Source organism: Methylobacterium sp. WL8, assembly GCF_008040045.1.
GTDB classification, from domain to species: Bacteria; Pseudomonadota; Alphaproteobacteria; order Rhizobiales; family Beijerinckiaceae; genus Methylobacterium; species Methylobacterium cerastii.
Genome location: NZ_VRVF01000007.1, coordinates 1 through 15,684, shown reverse-complemented (window position 1 = coordinate 15,684; position 15,684 = coordinate 1). Strand labels below are relative to the sequence as shown.

The following is a 15,684-nucleotide window of genomic DNA, read 5'->3' as shown; positions in this document are numbered from 1 at the left end:
CGCACCCTGCACGGTCAGCGGCTTGCCTCCCCCTGCCGCCGCTGCCACAAGCGCAGCGTCTGCATCCAATCCCGCCAGGAGCCACGCGCGCATGAGTCCGGACGAAGTCTTGGCGGAATTCCGCGATGCGGGCGCGCTGCTCGAAGGCCATTTCATCCTGAGTTCCGGCCTGCGTTCGGCGGTCTTCCTGCAGAAGATGGCCATCTTCTCCGAGCCGCCGCGCACGGAGCGCCTGTGCAAGGCGCTGGCCGCCGTCATCACGGCGCGGTTCGGCAAGGTCGACATCGTCGTCTCGCCAGCGATCGGCGGTATCGTGCCGGGCTACGAGACCGCACGCCACCTCGAGGCGCGGGCGATCTTCGTCGAGCGCGATCCCGGCGGACCGTTCACCCTGCGGCGCGGCTTCAGCATCCCGGCGGGCCAGCGCGCGGTCATCGTCGAGGACATCGTCACGACGGGGCTCTCCGCCCGCGAATGCCTCGCCTCGCTCCAGGCGGAGCCCGGCGAGGTCGTCGGGGCCGCCTGCCTGATCGACCGATCGGGCGGCCGCGGCGAGATCGGCCTACCCCTGGTCTCGCTTGTAACCCTCGATATCCCGGCCTATCCCCCCGACGCCCTGCCGCCGGAACTCGCCGCGCTGCCGCCGGTGAAGCCCGGAAGCCGGGTGATGACGAAGGCTTGATCACGACCGAGCATCCGGTGGATCTAATCTGATCTGCCGGGAGATAGATGTCGATCAGTCGTTGCTTAATTGTTCTCAAAAGTATCGACGAGGTTGCATTACCACAAGCGATGGGCGGCCGATTTTATGCCCGAGCTTGACACGTTCGTCGGCGCCCCTCAAGAATACCGAGCGGTTACTATTGCGAACCGTCGCCTGCGTTTTGAAAAAAATAAATTCGATTTTCATCCGTTTGTGCGATTTGGCAGCCGTAACATTGATGCGTGTCGTTCGCCTGCATCGTAGGCGCGGCACGCGGCGTGATTTTCCTGTGTCGATATTTCAAAGATGGATCGTGCCATGAGTGCACTACAACGCAGCGCCTTGTTCATCGACGGCGCCAACCTCTACGCCACGACGAAAGCTCTCGGGTTCGATATCGATTACAAGCGGCTGCTGAAGGAATTCCAGGGCCGGGACAACCTGATCCGGGCGTTCTACTACACCGCCATGGTCGAGGATCAGGAATATTCCTCGATCCGTCCGCTGATCGATTGGCTCGACTACAACGGCTACCGCGTTGTGACCAAGCCGGCCAAGGAGTTCACCGACTCCCTTGGCCGCCGCAAGATCAAGGGCAACATGGACATCGAGCTCGCGATCGACGCGCTCGAGCTCAGCGCCTACATCGACCACATGGTGCTGTTCTCCGGCGACGGCGACTTCCGGTCGCTCGTCGAGGCGATGCAGCGTCGCGGCGTGAAGGTGACGGTGGTCTCGACCATCCAGACCCAGCCGGCGATGATCTCCGACGACCTCCGGCGTCAGGCCGACGAATTCGTCGACCTCGTCCAGCTGATCGGCAAGGTCGGCCGCGACTCGGGAGAGCGTCAGGTCCGCCCGGCCGGGGACCGCATGCGCGACAACGCGGAGCGGCCGACGCGCCCGAATCCCGGCCTCGAAAGCCGCTACGGCATCCGCCAGGGCCAGAACGGCGCGCCGGACGCGCCCGACGCCGACTAGGGCTTCATGGCCTCCGCATCGAGCCAGGCGATCACGTCGGCGGCGCTGCGATCGGGCGGGAACACCGGGTAGAACACCTTCGTCACGACTCCGTCGTCGATGACGAGGGTGAGCCGCCGCAGCAGGATGGTGCCAGCTGTCTCGAGGGTCGGAAGGCGCACCGCCATGGCGTAGGCGCGGGACGCGTCCGACAGCAGCGTGAATGGCAGTTGCAAGCGCTCCACCGCCTCGCGCTGGTAGGCGCTCGTCTGCGTCGACAGCCCGTGCACCTGCGCGACGCCCCGGGCCTTCAGATCCTCATGCAGATCGCGAAAGCCGCAGGCCTGCGGGGTGCAGCCGCGCGCACCGGGGATCGCATCCCAGTCGGGCACGAGGTTCGGCTTCCCCGGCTCCCCGGTGCGCGGATAGGCGAAGACCACCGTGCGGCCGGCGCACTTCGCCAGCGAAACGCGAGTCCCGTCGGTCGCGGCCAGCGACACGTCGGGCAGGCGCATCTCGACCAGATGCGCCGCCGCGCCGTCGTCGATCGGGGCGGGGAGGTCGGCGGGCAGGGCAAGGTTCGGATCCATGGCGTCGCTCCGACTCAAGGGGAGAGGCGTGCGAGAAGCGGCGTTACGGCTCGCACTCTCAGGCGTACCGTCGAACTCTAACATTGCGTGAGGCATCCTCGCCTTCCCTCCTCCGCAAAGGGGGAGGGGAGGTGCGTTGGGGTTTTGGCGCGATCCGTGTTCCCGTTGCCCGGCGTGGCGGCCTGCGTGCAGCGATCCGAGACCTACCCCCGGTCGCGTAAAATCCGAGCGCGATCGCGCTGCCAGTCGCGCTCCTTGCTGGCCTCGCGCTTGTCGTGGGCCTGCTTGCCCTTGCCGAGGCCGAGCTCGACCTTCGCACGGCCCTTTTCGTTGAAGTAGATCTTCAAGGGCACCACCGTGTAGCCCTGGCGCTGCGTCGCGCCGATCCACTTGTCGATCTGGCGGCGATGCAGCAGCAGGCGCCGCGGGCGCTTGGTCTCGTGGTTGAAGCGGCTCGCCTGGACGTATTCCGGGATGTAGGCGTTGAACAGCATCAGGTCGCCGCCGGATGGCCCAGCATAGGCCTCGCCGATGGTCGCGCGGCCGCTGCGCAGCGATTTCACCTCGGTGCCGGTCAATGAGATACCGGCCTCCAGGGTGTCCTCGATCGCATAGTGGAAGCGTGCGGCGCGGTTGTCGGCGACGATGCGGCGGTTCGGTTCGGGTTTGGGAGCCATCGGTTTCTTTGGTGCGCGGCGTCAGCTGGCCAGGAGGCCGGCATGGCGTAGGGCCGCGTCGACGATCGCCTTGGTCTCGTCCGAGACCGGAACCAGCGGCAGGCGCACGTCGGCGCTCATGTGGCCGAGACGCTCCAGGGCATACTTCACCGGGGAGGGGTTCGATTCGGCGAACAGCCCGACCTGGAGCGGTAGCAGCCGGTCCTGTAGCTGCAGCGCCTTGGCGTAGTCGCCGGACAGCGTCGCCTCCTGTAAGTCGGCGCAGAGCCTCGGCGCCACGTTCGAGACCACGGAGATGCAGCCGTGGCCGCCGTGGGCGTTGTAGCCGAGCGCGGTCGCATCTTCGCCTGAAAGCTGGATGAAACCCTCGCCCATGGCCTGGCGCTGAAGGCTGACGCGATCGATCTTGGCGGTCGCGTCCTTCACCCCGGCGATGTTCTTGAGTTCGAACAGGCGCGCCATCGTCTCGACGCTCATGTCGACGACGGAGCGCGGAGGAATGTTGTAGATGATGATCGGGATGCCGACCGCGTCGTTGACGGCCTTGAAGTGGGCGTAGAGCCCGTTCTGCGTCGGCTTGTTGTAGTAGGGCGTGACCACGAGCACCGCGTCGGCGCCCGCCTTCTCCGCGTGCCGCGCCCGCTCGACCGCCTCCGTCGTGGAGTTCGACCCGGCGCCGGCGATCACCGGCACGCGGCCGCCGGCCTCGTCGATGCAGGATTCGACCACGCGGTCGTGCTCGCTGTGGGTGAGCGTCGGGCTCTCGCCGGTGGTGCCGGTCGGGACCAGGCCGTGGCTGCCCTGCTCGATCTGCCAAGCCACGAACTTTCGGAACGCCGCCTCGTCGAAGGCGCCGTCGCGGAACGGCGTCACCAGTGCGGTCATGGAGCCCCGCAGGCGGCGCGCAGTGGTCTCGGTCATCTCGGGCGTCCCAGCCGGTCACTTCGCCCGGTCCGGCAGTCGCCGGTGGTCCGGCGCCATGTTGCGGGCGGCGCAGACATAGGGCTTCCGCCCCCCCCGCGCAAACCCTTCGCGCACGCGGTTAATGCGTTCTTAACGCTCCGGCCCGAGGCTGTCCTTTGCCGGCATCCGTCGAAACCGGGTCCCAGGGAGTGACCGCATCCATGGCGTCCCTCACACGCTCGCAGATCGTCGCCCTCGGCCTCGCGCTGACCGCGGGCGTGGCGCTTGCCGCCCCCTCCGCGGGCCTGCCCTCCGCGGACTTGCCGGCCGCGCCGGCGCCGGCCGCCTCGCAGCCGACGCCGCCCGCCAGCGACGCCATCGCGCCCGCGAGCCAGGTGGAGGGCGCGAAGGCCGCGCCCGACCCGGTCGCCGCCGACGCGCTCAAGCTCGATCCCAAGACCGCGAGCGAGGCCGGCCCGTCGAAGCCGCTCGCCACCGGGCAGGCGCTTCCGCCCGGCGCTGCGGCCTACGCTTCCGCCGATCCCGACGCGCCGGTCGCCTTCCCGCTGCCGGACGCCACCGTGACGCCGGCCGCCCCCGTGCCGGAGGTGCCGGGCCTCGGCCCGATCGCGCGGGTCGGCGACACCGACGTCGCCCAGCTGCGCCAGGCGATCGACTTCTACCGCAAGGGCAAAGTCGCGGACGGCGACCGCCTGCGCGACGGCTTCTCGGACCCCGCCGCCAAGGCACTACTCGAATGGGTCGCGATCCGCGCCGGCGCGGGCATCGGCTTCGAGCGCACCGTCGCCTTCACCCGCGCCAACCCGGATTGGCCAGCCGGCCCGCTGCTGCGGCGTCGCGCCGAGGAGGCCCTGCTCTCCGAGCGCAAGAACCCGGCGACGGTGCGCGCCTTCTTCGGCGCCTCCCGGCCGGCGAGCGCGCCCGGCAAGTTCGCCCTGGCGCTCGCCTTCAAGGCGGACGGCCTCGACGGGGACGCCGCCGACCTCGTGCGCGACCTGTGGCGCTCCGAGACCTTCGGCCGTTCGCTCGAAGGCAAGGTCGCCGACGCCTTCCCCGGCGTGCTCACCCGCATCGACCACCGCTACCGCATGGAGCGCGCGCTGCTGAAGGAGGACTGGGAGGCGGCCGGCCGGGCCGCGACCTACGCGGGCGGCGCCTACGCCAGCCTGGTGCGGGCGCGACGGGCCGTCGAGGACAAGAGCTCGGGAGCGGCCTCGGCGCTAGCCGCGGTGCCGCCGTCCCTGCGCAACGACAGCTCGTACATCCTGTCCCGCGCCCAGTTCCTGCGCCGGGCCGACAAGCCGGCCGAGGCGGCCGCCGTGCTGGCGACCGCGCCGAGCAACCTCGACGTGCTCGTCGATGGCGACGAGTGGTGGGTCGAGCGCCGCATCGTCGCGCGCAAGCTGATCGATCTCGGCGACGCCAAGACCGCCTACGCGGTGGCGAGCGCCAACCCGGCCCGCACGGTGGAGAAGCGGATCGAGGCCGAGTTCCACGCCGGCTGGATCGCCCTGCGCTTCGGCGGCGACCCCGAGGCCGCCGCCCGCCACTTCGCGCTGGCCGCCGGCATCGCCGAGACGCCGATCTCGATTGCCCGCGCCGCCTACTGGCAGGGCCGGGCGGCGGACGCCCTCGGGCAGGCCGAGTCGGCCAAGGGATTCTATGAGACCGCCGCGCTGCAGCCGATCGCCTATTACGGGCAACTCGCTCGGGCCAAGCTCGGCCAGACAAGCCTCGCGCTCCGCGCGCCGGCCGATCTCGACGGCCCTGCGCGCGCCGCCTTCGACGACCGGCTCTGCATCCGTGCCCTGCGCCTGCTGGCGGCGGCTTCGCTGAAGGAGATGGCGCTGCCGCTCTACATCGACACCGCGCAGCGCCTGACGGATGCCCGCGAGGTGCAGGCGCTCGGCGACCTCGCCGTCGAGATGAAGGACGCCCGCGCCCTCGTCGCCGTCGGCAAGCTCGCGGTCCAGCGCGGGCTGCCGCTGGACGCCCACGCCTACCCCACCATCGGCATCCCGACCTACGAGGCGTTCGGCTCGGTGCCACTGGTCGAGAAGGCGATGGTGTTCGCCATCGCGCGCCAGGAGAGCCAGTTCGACCCCCGCGCCCAGTCCGGCGTCGGCGCCCGCGGCCTGATGCAGATGATGCCGGCCACCGCCCAGCGAACCGCCCGCCGGGTCTCTGCGGCCTACGATCCTGAGCGGCTCGGCACCGACGCGATCTACAGCGCGCGCCTCGGCCAGGCTCATCTCGGCGAGCTGATGGAGGATTGGCGCGGCTCGTACATCCTCGCCTTCGCCTCGTACAATGCCGGCGGCGGCAACGTGAAGAAGTGGATCGACGCCTACGGCGACCCACGCAAGGGCGACGTGGACGCGATCGACTGGGTCGAACGCATCCCGTTCACCGAGACCCGCAACTACGTCCAGCGGGTGATGGAGAATCTGCAGGTCTATCGCACGCGCCTCGACAACAAGAGCGCACTGCTGATCGACGGCGACCTGCACCGCGGGGCGCGCTGAGGAGGCGTCCGCAGCGCAGGCGCTTTCCCTTCCCCTCTGCGGGGCATGGAAGGTTGCGAGTGATGTCAGAGCGCAACCCCTTGGCCTGCCGCCTAGGCCCCTCTATCGAGACCCGATGACCTGCCGGATCCCGCGCGGGCGCCGGGGGAGGGGAGCGTGGACGATCGAGACTTCTCGCCCACCGGCAGACCGAACGCCCTCGACTTCGAAGACGTCGCGATCGCGTTCCCCCTGAAGGGCGGCCGGCGCTACGTCGCGGTGGAGGGAATCGACCTCGCGGTCGCGCCCGGGGAGTTCGTCGCCGTCGTCGGCCCGACCGGGTCCGGCAAGTCGACCCTGCTTAACGCCGCGGCCGGCTTGCTGAAGCCCGCGTCCGGCCGCGTCGCGGCGTTCGGCGCGCCGCTGCGAGGCCTGAACGGCCGGGCCGGCTACCTTTTCCAGTCCGATGCGCTGATGCCGTGGAAGACCGCGCTCGACAACGTCGCCGTCGCCCTCGAGCCGAAGGGCGTCCCCCGCGCCGCGGCCCGCGCAGGGGCGGGCGAGTGGCTCGGGCGCGTCGGCCTCGCCACCTTCGCCGACCGCTATCCGCACACGCTCTCGGGGGGGCAGCGCAAGCGCGTGGCCCTCGCTCAGGTGCTGATCCGCGACCCCGAGATCCTGCTGATGGACGAGCCGTTCGGGCCGCTCGACGCGCAGACCCGGCAGATCATGGGTAACCTGCTGCTCGACCTCTGGGCCGCCGACCGCAAGGCGGTGCTGTTCGTCACCCACGACCTGGAGGAGGCGATCGGCCTGGCGGACCGGGTCGTGGTGCTGTCGGCCGGGCCGGCGGCGCGGGTCGTCGGCGACTTCCCCGTCGCCCTGACTAGGCCGAGGGACATCGCCGAGATCCGCCTCGACCTGCAGTTCCACGCGCTCTACCAGCGGATCTGGTCTTGCCTGCGCGTCGAGGTCTCGCGCGCCTACGCGAACGGGCCGGCATGACGCCTCACCCTTCGGAGACCCGCCGGTGAACCGTTTCGGCCTGCTCGCGCTCCAGATCCTCGTCGGGGTAGCGGGCTTCGCGATTTGGCACGTGCTCACCTTCTACCCAGTGCTCGGCCAGCCGCGGCAGATCCAGTTCTTCTTCTCGACTCCCGGCGCGGTGTTGGCGCGGACCTGGACCGAGATCACGTCGCCCGAGATCTGGGGCCACATCGCGATCACTCTGCAGGAGACGGTGCTGGCGTTCGCGTTCGGGGCTGCGGGCGGCATCGCCTTCGGCTTCCTGTTCGCGCGCAACGCGTTGCTGGCCGCGGTGTTCGACCCCTACATCAAGGCGGCCAACGCCCTGCCGCGGGTGGTGCTGGCACCGATCTTCGCTCTGTGGTTCGGCCTCGGCATCTGGTCCAAGGTGGCCCTCGGGTTCACGTTGGTGTTTTTCATCGTGTTCTTCAACGTCTACCAGGGGGTGCGCGAGGTCAGCCCGATGGTACGCGACAACGCCCGCATGCTCGGGATGAGCGAGCGCGGGCTGCTGCGCCACGTCTACTGGCCGTCGGCGCTCACCTGGATGTTCTCCTCGCTCCACACCGCGGTGGGCTTCGCGCTGGTCGGGGCGGTGGTCGGCGAATATCTCGGCGCGTCGGCCGGGCTCGGCTACAAGATCCACGAGGCCGAGAGCGTGTTCGACGTGACGGGCGTCTTCGCCGGGATGTTGATCCTCACCGTGTTCGTCGTCCTGATCGACGCCCTCGTCACCCTGGCCGAGAACCGCCTCCTGGCCTGGCGCCCGCGCGGCCCGCAGGGACGGAACTGAAAGGACGTTTGCGATGCACCGCCGCTCATTCCTCGCCGGATCCGCCGCGGTGCTCGCCGCTTGCAGGGACGCGCAAGCCGACACCGTGAAGGTGCGGATCGGGGTCGGCGGCAAGCCGCTGCTCTACTACCTGCCGCTGACGGTTGCCGAGCGGAAGGGCTACTTCGCGGAGGAGGGCGTCGAGGCCGAGATCTCCGATTTCGGCGGTGGCGCCCGCTCGCTGCAGGCGCTGGTCGGCGGCTCGGTCGACGTCGTCACCGGGGCCTACGAGCACACGATCCGCATGCAGGCCAAGGGTCAGGACGTCCGCGCCGTGTGCGAACTCGGTCGCCTGCCGGCGATCGTCATCGCCGTGCGCAAGGACCTCGCCGGCACGGTGAAGTCCGTCGCCGACTTCAAGGGCCGGAAGGTCGGCGTGACCGCGCCGGGCTCGTCCACGGCGCTCGCGGTGCAGTTCGCGATGATCAAGGCCGGGCTGAAGGCCACCGACGCGCCGCTCATCGGCATCGGCGGCGGGGCCGGCGCCGTCGCCGCGATCAAGCGCGGCGAGATCGACGCGATCGCCCACCTCGACCCGGTCATCGCCAAGCTGGAGGCCGACGGCGACATCCAGATCCTCGTCGACACCCGCACCGAGGCCGGGACCCGCGCCCTTTTCGGCGGACCGAACCCGGCGGCGGTGGTCTACACCAAGCAGGATTGGATCGAGCACCACCCGGCGGCGATGCAGCGGGTGGTCAACGCTTTCGCCAAGGCGCTCAAGTGGCTTGCCACAGCCTCGCCCGAGGCGATCGCCGACCTCGTGCCCGCCACCTACCAGTTCGGCGACCGGGCGCTCTACGTCCAAGCGGTGGGCAAGTCGCTCGAAAGCTACTCGCGCACCGGCATCCCGACCCAGGAGGGCATGACCAGCGTCCTCGACCTGGTGCGGACGCTGGACGCGGAGATGCAGAGTGCGCAGATCGACCTTGCGACCACTTTCGACGACCGCTTCATCAAGCGCGCGATGGGCTGATTACGGCAGGGCCGCGGGCGCTCAGAATTCGCCGCCAAGACCGGCTCGCACCCCGTGGCCGCCGTCTCCGCCGTAGGCGTAGCCGACGTTGATCGCCAGCGGGACCGCAGTCGGCAGACGGTGAGAGAGCGCCGCGCCGCCGGCCCACTCGCCGCGGTAGGTCGCGCTGTTCAGCACCCAAGTGGTGCGGCCGGGTGCCGAGGGCATCGAGGCGGTCGGCATCGCCAGCGCGGTGGCGACGCCCTGGCGGGCCTCGCGACGCGTCTCGGTGCTATACTGCGATAGGGCGTTGGTGCGCGATTCGAGGGTGCCGACGCGGGCCTCGACTCCGCCGAGCCGCCCCTCCGCCGAGTCGAGGCGGGAGCCGAGGCCGGCGATCGTGCTAGGGCCGTAGCCCGAGGTGGCGAGGTTTCCTGCGGTGTCCGAGGTGACGAACCGCGTCTCGCCGGACTGGGCCGCAGCGCTCTGGGCCGACCCGATCCCGCCGAGCGTATAGGTATTTGAGCCGTTGCCGATCGCGACCTGGTTCGCGCGGGTGGTCCGGGCGCCGGGGCCGATGGCGATCGCGTTGGCTTGTGTCGCCGAGGCGCTGCGGCCGATGGCGATCGACCCGTCGCCGGCGGCGTTCGCCTGCGTCCCGAGCGCCGTCGCGCTGCCCCCCCCGGCGGAAGCACCATAGCCGGCCGCGAGCGCGTCCGCGCCGCCTGCGGCCGGAAGCGGGAACGAGCTGGTGTTGTTACCGCGGATCGGCAGCTTCTCGACGTTCGACAGCCGCAGCTCGAACAACGCGACGCGGGTGGGGTCGTAGGTCCCGCCGGCGCCGGTTCCGCCAGCGCCGGTGCCAGTGCCACCGCCTGTGCCCGCTCCACCGGTGCATGGATTGCAGGCGGTTCCGCCCCCCGTGCCGCCGGTGCCGGTTCCAGTGCCGCCGCCGATGGTCACGCCGACGCCGGCGATGGAGCCCCCGCCGACCGTCGCCCCGACGCTTGCGACAGTTCCTCCGCCGACGGTCGCGCCCACGTCGACCAGGGTGCCGCCGCCGACCGTTGCGCCGACAGTAGCAACTGGTCCACCACCAACTGTGGCGCCGACGCTTGCGACGGTTCCCCCGCCGACCGTTGCGCCGACATCGGCGACCGAGCTACCGCCGACGGTGGCTCCGACATTGGCGACGCTGCCACCACCGACGGTCGCTCCGACGGTGGCGAGGGAACCACCACCGAGCGTTGCATCAACGGTCGCCAAGCTCCCGGTGGTTCCGTTCACCACGGAGGTCACCGTATCGAGCGTTCCGCGCAGGAGCTGGGCCTGGGCCAAGCCGGAGGTGCCCAGGAGAAGCACCCCACTCAGCATCGGAATCGCGATGACGTCGTGCGGGCGAAGGGCGGCGCGACCCTGCGCGAGCGTGGACGGACGCGCGGAGGCGCGGTTCTGGCGACGAGACATGGGAGCACTCCGACTGGGACCCATGCCGGGAGGCTGCATCGCGTCGTAAAACACAACGCGAGAGACCCATTGCATGGCTCATGCAACCTGAGCGCGAATGCTTAACGAGAGTTTGAAAATACAACCCGCGGTTGTTTTTTTCGTGTCGGCCGCAGGCGTGTATCGGATGCAGCCGCGGGTGCCCGACCCAAGCCTCCACTTAAAAACGATCGGCTTGTCGAGGTCGCGTCCGGACCTGCGACCGGCGCGTTCAGCGCCGGCCGCCGCCCCCCTTGTATTTCGGCTTCTGGCCGCCGAGCCCCTGGGTCGAGCGCGGCTTCGGCCGCTCGGTCCAGGCGACGGCGTTCGCCGGCAGCTCGCGGTCGGTGCCCGGCCCCATGTTGTCCAGGGTCGGCTTCGAAATGCGCGTGCCGGAGCCGCGCGGCGCCCTGCGGCCGTACTTGCCGGCGTCCCGCTCCACGTCGGCCTGCCGCGCCATCGGGTCGTCGGAGATCATCAGCTCCGTCGCCTGGAGGCGCTTCAGCTCGTCGCGCAGGCGTGCGGCCTCCTCGAAGTCGAGGTCGGCGGCGGCGGTGCGCATCCGCTTCTCCAGGTCGGCCATCACTGCCTTGAGGTTGTGGCCGACGGTGATCTCCGCCATCCCGGTGTCGACCTGGACGCGGTCGCGCTCGAACACGCTGCTGAGGATGTCGCTGATCCCGCGCTTCACGCTCTGGGGCGTGATGCCGTGCTCGAGATTGTAGGCGAGCTGCTTTTGCCGCCTGCGCTCGGTCTCGGCCATCGCCCGTTCCATCGAGCCGGTGATGTGGTCGGCGTAGAGGATGCAGCGCGCGTCGGCGTTGCGGGCGGCGCGGCCGATGGTCTGCACCAGCGAGGTCTCGGAGCGCAGGAAGCCTTCCTTGTCGGCATCGAGGATGCAGACCAATGCGCATTCTGGGATGTCGAGGCCCTCACGCAGCAGGTTGATGCCGATCAGCACGTCGAAGGCGCCGAGCCGCAGGTCGCGGATGATCTCGATGCGCTCCAGCGTGTCGATGTCGGAGTGCATGTAGCGCACGCGAACCGAGTTCTCGTGTAGGTACTCGGTCAGGTCCTCGGCCATGCGCTTGGTCAGCGTGGTGACGAGGGTGCGGTAGCCAGCGAGCGCAACCTCGCGCACCTCGCCGAGCAGGTCGTCGACCTGGCTCCGCGCCGGGCGGATTTCGATCACCGGGTCGACGAGGCCGGTGGGGCGGATCACCTGCTCGGCGAAGACGCCGCCGGTCTGCTCCATTTCCCACTTGCCGGGCGTGGCTGAGACGTTGACCGTCTGCGGCCGCATCGCGTCCCATTCCTCGAATCGCAGCGGACGGTTGTCGAGGCAGGAGGGCAGGCGGAAGCCGTATTCGGCGAGCGTCGCCTTCCGGCGGAAGTCACCCCGGTACATGCCGCCGATCTGCGGAACGGTGACGTGGCTCTCGTCGGCGAAGACCAACGCGTTGTCGGGCAGGTACTCGAACAGGGTCGGCGGCGGCTCGCCGGGCTTGCGGCCGGTGAGGTAGCGCGAATAGTTCTCGATGCCGTTGCAGGCGCCCGTCGCCTCGATCATCTCGATGTCGAATGTGCAGCGCTGCTCGATGCGCTGGGCCTCGATCAGACGGCCCATCTTGGTCAGCTCCTCGACGCGGCCGTTGAGCTCGTTCTTGATCCCCTTGATCGCCTGCTGCAGCGTCGGTCGCGGCGTGACGTAGTGCGAGTTGGCGTAGACCTTCACGAACTTCAGCTCGTTGATCTTCTTGCCTGTGAGCGGGTCGAACTCGACGATCCCCTCGATCTCGTCGCCGAACAGGCCGATGCGCCAGCCGCGGTCCTCCAAGTGAGCCGGCCACAGCTCGATCACGTCGCCGCGCACCCTGAAGGTGCCGCGGGCGAAGTCTGACTGGATGCGCTTGTACTGCAGCGCCACGAGGTCGGCGACGAGCTGGCGCTGCTCGATCTTCTCGCCCAACGTCACCGTGAACGACATCGCCGTGTAGGTCTCGACCGAGCCGATGCCGTAGATGCACGAGACCGACGCGACGATTATGACGTCGTCGCGCTCGAGCAGCGCCCGGGTCGCCGAGTGCCGCATCCGGTCGATCTGCTCGTTGATCGACGATTCCTTCTCGATGAAGGTGTCCGAGCGCGGCACGTAGGCCTCGGGCTGGTAGTAGTCGTAGTAGGAGACGAAATATTCCACTGCGTTGTCGGGGAAGAAGCTCTTGAACTCGCCGTAAAGCTGCGCCGCCAGCGTCTTGTTCGGCGCGAGGATCAGGGCCGGTCGCTGAGTCTCCTCGATGATCTTCGCCATCGTGAAGGTCTTGCCCGAGCCGGTCACGCCGAGCAGCACCTGGTCGCGCTCATTGGCTTTCACGCCCTTCACGAGCTCGGCGATGGCGGTGGGCTGGTCGCCCGCCGGCGTGAACTCGGATTCGAGGCGGAACGGCTTGCCGCCCTCGGACTTCGCCGGCCGGTCCGGCCGGTGCGGAACCCAAGTCTCCCCGTTCTTGAACAGCGGGTTGCCCTCTTCGAGCAACCGCTGCAGGGCATCCACCGTCGCCGAGACGCCGTCGGAGGCCAGCGATGATTGGTCCGGTGCGCCTTCCGGCGCCGGCCCGTCTTCGGGCGGGGTCAGGCCGAGCGCCTGCGCAAGAGCCGGATCGATCTCGGCACCGGGTGCGGTGGTGAAGCCGCGCTGCGGCGCTTCGCCGAAGCCGGTGGGTTCTCTCGCTTCAGTCTTCGGAGCCGGCTTCGCCTTGGCTGGCTTGCGCTGGCCCGGCCGCGGAAGCTCCGCCTGCCGCTCGGACTGGATCTGGGGCTTGCGGGCGAGGGCGGGACTCAGCAGCTGCGCCAGGAACGGGTCGAGCGGCTGAACGTCCGGCCGGTCGGCCTTTCCGGTCGCTGAGACGTGCCGGGGCTTCTTCGGTATTGCCATGGGAGAAATATGGCGTGGCCAGTGCCATGACGGAAGGGGCACCACCTCCGCGTGAGGTGTTCATCCAGGGGCCGATCGGCGCATGGAGTGATCGCTGCCAAGAGACGACGGCCGATCCCGCCGCAATGCCGCCGGCTTGCGCGATCACACGCGGCGTGCGGGCCGTGGGTGGGTCGGACCGCGGGAATCGTGTGGGATGATGAACTTCGTTCTGGGAGCTGTGGCCGGGGCGTTGATCGTCGGCATCGCCGCGATCGCCGGCGCACGCAACCCGGACATCCAGCAGCGGCTTGGCCTGTTCCCCGCCACGCCGATGACCCTGATGGCGGCTCCGCCACGGGCGGAGCCGGCATGCCCGCCGCCCGTGGCGGCCGCGCCGACCATCGGCACGCAGGAGATGCTCTTCAATCGGCGCCGGTTCTGGTCCGTCGCGCCTTGAGCATGTCCGTCCGGCTCAGACGCTGCTCAGCAGGAACATGAGCATGGTCGTCGCGGCGGTGGTGCTCAGGAACCCGCAGAGCGCGGCGGCGAAGGAGGGACCGGTCGGGACGGCAACGGTCTGGGTCTCGGTGGTCATGGCGGCTGGCCCTGTCGGCGACGTGCAGCGTCGCGCTCGATGTGACGATGGTGGGAACGAAGAGGCTTTGCGGTGCGGGCGCGCACCCGGTCAGTCGCAGCGGTTTACGCGTTTGGCGATGCGAAGGTTTCGCAACTCGGTGCGAAGATCGATCGCGACAACGCCGGCGCCGCAATCCTCGAAGCCGTCGCGGGCGTCGTTGTAGCGGTCGCCGACCTCGTCGAGCGTGTCGCAGACGCGGTCGTGGTTTCCGAGCCGGGCTTCCTGCCTCGCCTGGTAGCGAAGGGCCGAAGCCTCGTCGATCTTGGCGCGAGCCTCGAGGCACGCCGGCGCCGCGAACGCCGGGGCGAGGGAGAGGACCAGGCCGAACACGGCCAGCATCGGTGTCTCAGATCGGGTCATGGGCCACCGTGAAGACAATCACGTAAGCAGTACGCTGGAAGAGGCGAAGTATTCGACCGGTGTCTTTCAACCGCCGGTATGAGCGCACAACGGCGGAGCTAGACCGATGGTTCCGCTTTCGCTGCGCTGCGGCTGCGGCGCGAAATCAGGATCGCGGCAAGGTCCACCGGCACGAACCCCTGGGCGTCAACGCCGACATCGTACTGTTTGGGCGCAGTGCGCAGCTGCCCGTGGGAATGGCCGTGCAGGTTGAGCACGCCGCGGCCGATGCCGTTCCAGGTCCGGAAGGCGTAATGGCACAGCACCAAGCCGCGACCCTCCACCGCGATCTCCGCGTAATGCGCGATCGAGGCCCAGCCCGGCGCGTCGAGGGTGTCGGGGCCGTCGTTGTTGCCGACGATCAGGTGCTTCACGCCGTGAAGGCCGGCGAGGATCGCGTGGACTCGCTCCCGCGGCGGTCCGAGGGCGAAGTCGCCGAGATGCCAGACGCTATCGTCGGCGCCGACGACCCGATTCCAGTTCGCGATCAACGCGGCGTCGTGCGTCGCGAGGTCGGCGAAGGGCCGGCGATCGAGCCGCAGGATGCGCGGATCGCCGAAATGGGTGTCGCTCGTGAAATAGACCGCCACCGCCGACCTCCCTGCGCTGCACCGCGTCGTGTCCGATCCGGCCGGCATCGCGCAAGAGGCTTCTTCGCCTGCGCCCGCTGCGGCCTAGCATGCTGTTTCGGCGAAGCGCAGGAACGGGGCTTGCGTGCCCCGGAGCGGAAAGCTAAGACCCGCGGACCCTTCGGGGTGTCGGTGCTCGAACGGCCCGACGGAGCGGACGTGACGGAGTATAGCGCAGCCCGGTAGCGCACCTGTCTGGGGGACAGGGGGTCGCAGGTTCAAGTCCTGCTACTCCGACCAATAAAACGGGACGTCGGCCGAAAGGTGGATGTCGCCGCTCCGAGAAAAGGCCGGCGCCACCAAGCGCCGGCCTTTTTTTCTAGGACGGCAGAATTGGCTGTTTGAGCGTTGAGGGTGCGGGGGCGTCTACGGGGAGGCGCATGATGTCTCGCACCCAGTGTCGGACGCCGGATCGTGAGCGGGTCCTGGTTCCGGTCCGCCAGCAC

At 69.3% G+C, this 15,684-nt stretch carries 15 protein-coding genes and 1 tRNA gene; 8 read left to right on the top strand and 8 right to left on the bottom strand.

Translation table 11 applies throughout. The features are described from left to right. Positions 1 to 91: 91 nt before the first annotated feature. Entirely contained in the window at positions 92 to 682 is a 591-nt protein-coding gene (gene pyrE / locus FV234_RS04320; RefSeq protein WP_147763872.1) for an orotate phosphoribosyltransferase, read from the top strand. Positions 683 to 1,021: 339 nt separating this feature from the next. Then, positions 1,022 to 1,684: an NYN domain-containing protein gene (locus tag FV234_RS04315; protein ID WP_147753490.1), complete on the top strand. Its 663-nt coding sequence runs from the start codon at positions 1,022 to 1,024 to the stop codon at positions 1,682 to 1,684. On the opposite strand, the gene FV234_RS04310 is transcribed toward FV234_RS04315, so the two are convergent. The 3 genes from FV234_RS04310 to dapA all read right to left on the bottom strand — a co-directional run bounded on the left by FV234_RS04310 (position 1,681) and on the right by dapA (position 3,851). Continuing rightward, positions 1,681 to 2,253: a peroxiredoxin gene (locus FV234_RS04310; protein ID WP_147763871.1), complete on the bottom strand. Its 573-nt coding sequence runs from the start codon at positions 2,251 to 2,253 to the stop codon at positions 1,681 to 1,683. The two genes, FV234_RS04315 and FV234_RS04310, sit on opposite strands and share 4 nt — an antisense overlap. A gap of 203 nt (positions 2,254 to 2,456) precedes the next feature. Next, a complete protein-coding gene (gene smpB / locus FV234_RS04305; RefSeq protein WP_147753492.1) occupies positions 2,457 to 2,930 on the bottom strand; it encodes an SsrA-binding protein SmpB in 474 nt (157 codons plus the stop codon). Between the two features lie 21 nt (positions 2,931 to 2,951). Continuing rightward, positions 2,952 to 3,851, bottom strand: a complete 900-nt coding sequence (gene dapA, locus FV234_RS04300) for a 4-hydroxy-tetrahydrodipicolinate synthase (RefSeq protein WP_147763870.1) — start codon at positions 3,849 to 3,851, stop codon at positions 2,952 to 2,954. A gap of 203 nt (positions 3,852 to 4,054) precedes the next feature. Here dapA and FV234_RS04295 point away from each other — a divergent pair, with 203 nt between their 5' ends. The 4 genes from FV234_RS04295 (at position 4,055) to FV234_RS04280 (ending at position 9,192) form a co-directional block, all read left to right on the top strand. Then, positions 4,055 to 6,379, top strand: coding sequence for a lytic transglycosylase domain-containing protein (locus tag FV234_RS04295; RefSeq protein ID WP_147828215.1), 2,325 nt, complete (start codon positions 4,055 to 4,057; stop codon positions 6,377 to 6,379). A 156-nt stretch (positions 6,380 to 6,535) separates the two neighbouring features. Then, the gene (locus tag FV234_RS04290; protein WP_187273573.1) at positions 6,536 to 7,363 is read left to right on the top strand and encodes an ABC transporter ATP-binding protein; all 828 of its coding nucleotides are present in this window, start codon (positions 6,536 to 6,538) and stop codon (positions 7,361 to 7,363) included. A gap of 25 nt (positions 7,364 to 7,388) precedes the next feature. Beyond that, a complete protein-coding gene (locus FV234_RS04285; protein WP_147828213.1) occupies positions 7,389 to 8,177 on the top strand; it encodes an ABC transporter permease in 789 nt (262 codons plus the stop codon). Positions 8,178 to 8,190: 13 nt separating this feature from the next. After that, the gene (locus tag FV234_RS04280; protein WP_147763866.1) at positions 8,191 to 9,192 is read left to right on the top strand and encodes an ABC transporter substrate-binding protein; all 1,002 of its coding nucleotides are present in this window, start codon (positions 8,191 to 8,193) and stop codon (positions 9,190 to 9,192) included. A 21-nt stretch (positions 9,193 to 9,213) separates the two neighbouring features. Here the strand turns inward: FV234_RS04280 and FV234_RS04275 are convergent, their stop codons facing one another. Continuing rightward, a complete protein-coding gene (locus tag FV234_RS04275; RefSeq protein WP_147828212.1) occupies positions 9,214 to 10,638 on the bottom strand; it encodes a hypothetical protein in 1,425 nt (474 codons plus the stop codon). A gap of 250 nt (positions 10,639 to 10,888) precedes the next feature. Further along, a complete protein-coding gene (gene uvrB / locus FV234_RS04270; RefSeq protein ID WP_147828211.1) occupies positions 10,889 to 13,591 on the bottom strand; it encodes an excinuclease ABC subunit UvrB in 2,703 nt (900 codons plus the stop codon). A 232-nt stretch (positions 13,592 to 13,823) separates the two neighbouring features. Here uvrB and FV234_RS04265 point away from each other — a divergent pair, with 232 nt between their 5' ends. Next, positions 13,824 to 14,030 (top strand): hypothetical protein, encoded by a 207-nt coding sequence (locus FV234_RS04265; RefSeq protein ID WP_348643052.1) that lies wholly within the window; start codon positions 13,824 to 13,826, stop codon positions 14,028 to 14,030. Between the two features lie 15 nt (positions 14,031 to 14,045). Here the strand turns inward: FV234_RS04265 and FV234_RS26910 are convergent, their stop codons facing one another. The 3 genes from FV234_RS26910 to FV234_RS04255 form a co-directional block, all read right to left on the bottom strand. Continuing rightward, positions 14,046 to 14,168, bottom strand: a complete 123-nt coding sequence (locus FV234_RS26910; protein WP_281406043.1) for a hypothetical protein — start codon at positions 14,166 to 14,168, stop codon at positions 14,046 to 14,048. 90 nt (positions 14,169 to 14,258) lie between these two features. Beyond that, the gene (locus FV234_RS04260; protein WP_246686112.1) at positions 14,259 to 14,549 is read right to left on the bottom strand and encodes a hypothetical protein; all 291 of its coding nucleotides are present in this window, start codon (positions 14,547 to 14,549) and stop codon (positions 14,259 to 14,261) included. 119 nt (positions 14,550 to 14,668) lie between these two features. Continuing rightward, entirely contained in the window at positions 14,669 to 15,199 is a 531-nt protein-coding gene (locus FV234_RS04255) for a metallophosphoesterase (RefSeq protein WP_147763861.1), read from the bottom strand. Between the two features lie 202 nt (positions 15,200 to 15,401). Between FV234_RS04255 and FV234_RS04250 the strand changes: the two genes are divergently transcribed. After that, positions 15,402 to 15,478 (top strand) — tRNA-Pro (locus FV234_RS04250). Positions 15,479 to 15,684: the final 206 nt, after the last annotated feature.

Coding starts and splice junctions, on each gene's coding strand:
- smpB (WP_147753492.1), bottom strand. CDS start 2,930: ATGGCTCCCAAACCCGAACCGAACCGCCGCATCGTCGCCGACAACCGC.
- pyrE (WP_147763872.1), top strand. CDS start 92: ATGAGTCCGGACGAAGTCTTGGCGGAATTCCGCGATGCGGGCGCGCTG.
- dapA (WP_147763870.1), bottom strand. CDS start 3,851: ATGACCGAGACCACTGCGCGCCGCCTGCGGGGCTCCATGACCGCACTG.
- FV234_RS04315 (WP_147753490.1), top strand. CDS start 1,022: ATGAGTGCACTACAACGCAGCGCCTTGTTCATCGACGGCGCCAACCTC.
- FV234_RS04280 (WP_147763866.1), top strand. CDS start 8,191: ATGCACCGCCGCTCATTCCTCGCCGGATCCGCCGCGGTGCTCGCCGCT.
- FV234_RS04295 (WP_147828215.1), top strand. CDS start 4,055: ATGGCGTCCCTCACACGCTCGCAGATCGTCGCCCTCGGCCTCGCGCTG.
- FV234_RS04310 (WP_147763871.1), bottom strand. CDS start 2,253: ATGGATCCGAACCTTGCCCTGCCCGCCGACCTCCCCGCCCCGATCGAC.
- uvrB (WP_147828211.1), bottom strand. CDS start 13,591: ATGGCAATACCGAAGAAGCCCCGGCACGTCTCAGCGACCGGAAAGGCC.
- FV234_RS04260 (WP_246686112.1), bottom strand. CDS start 14,549: ATGCTGGCCGTGTTCGGCCTGGTCCTCTCCCTCGCCCCGGCGTTCGCG.
- FV234_RS04275 (WP_147828212.1), bottom strand. CDS start 10,638: ATGTCTCGTCGCCAGAACCGCGCCTCCGCGCGTCCGTCCACGCTCGCG.
- FV234_RS26910 (WP_281406043.1), bottom strand. CDS start 14,168: ATGACCACCGAGACCCAGACCGTTGCCGTCCCGACCGGTCCCTCCTTC.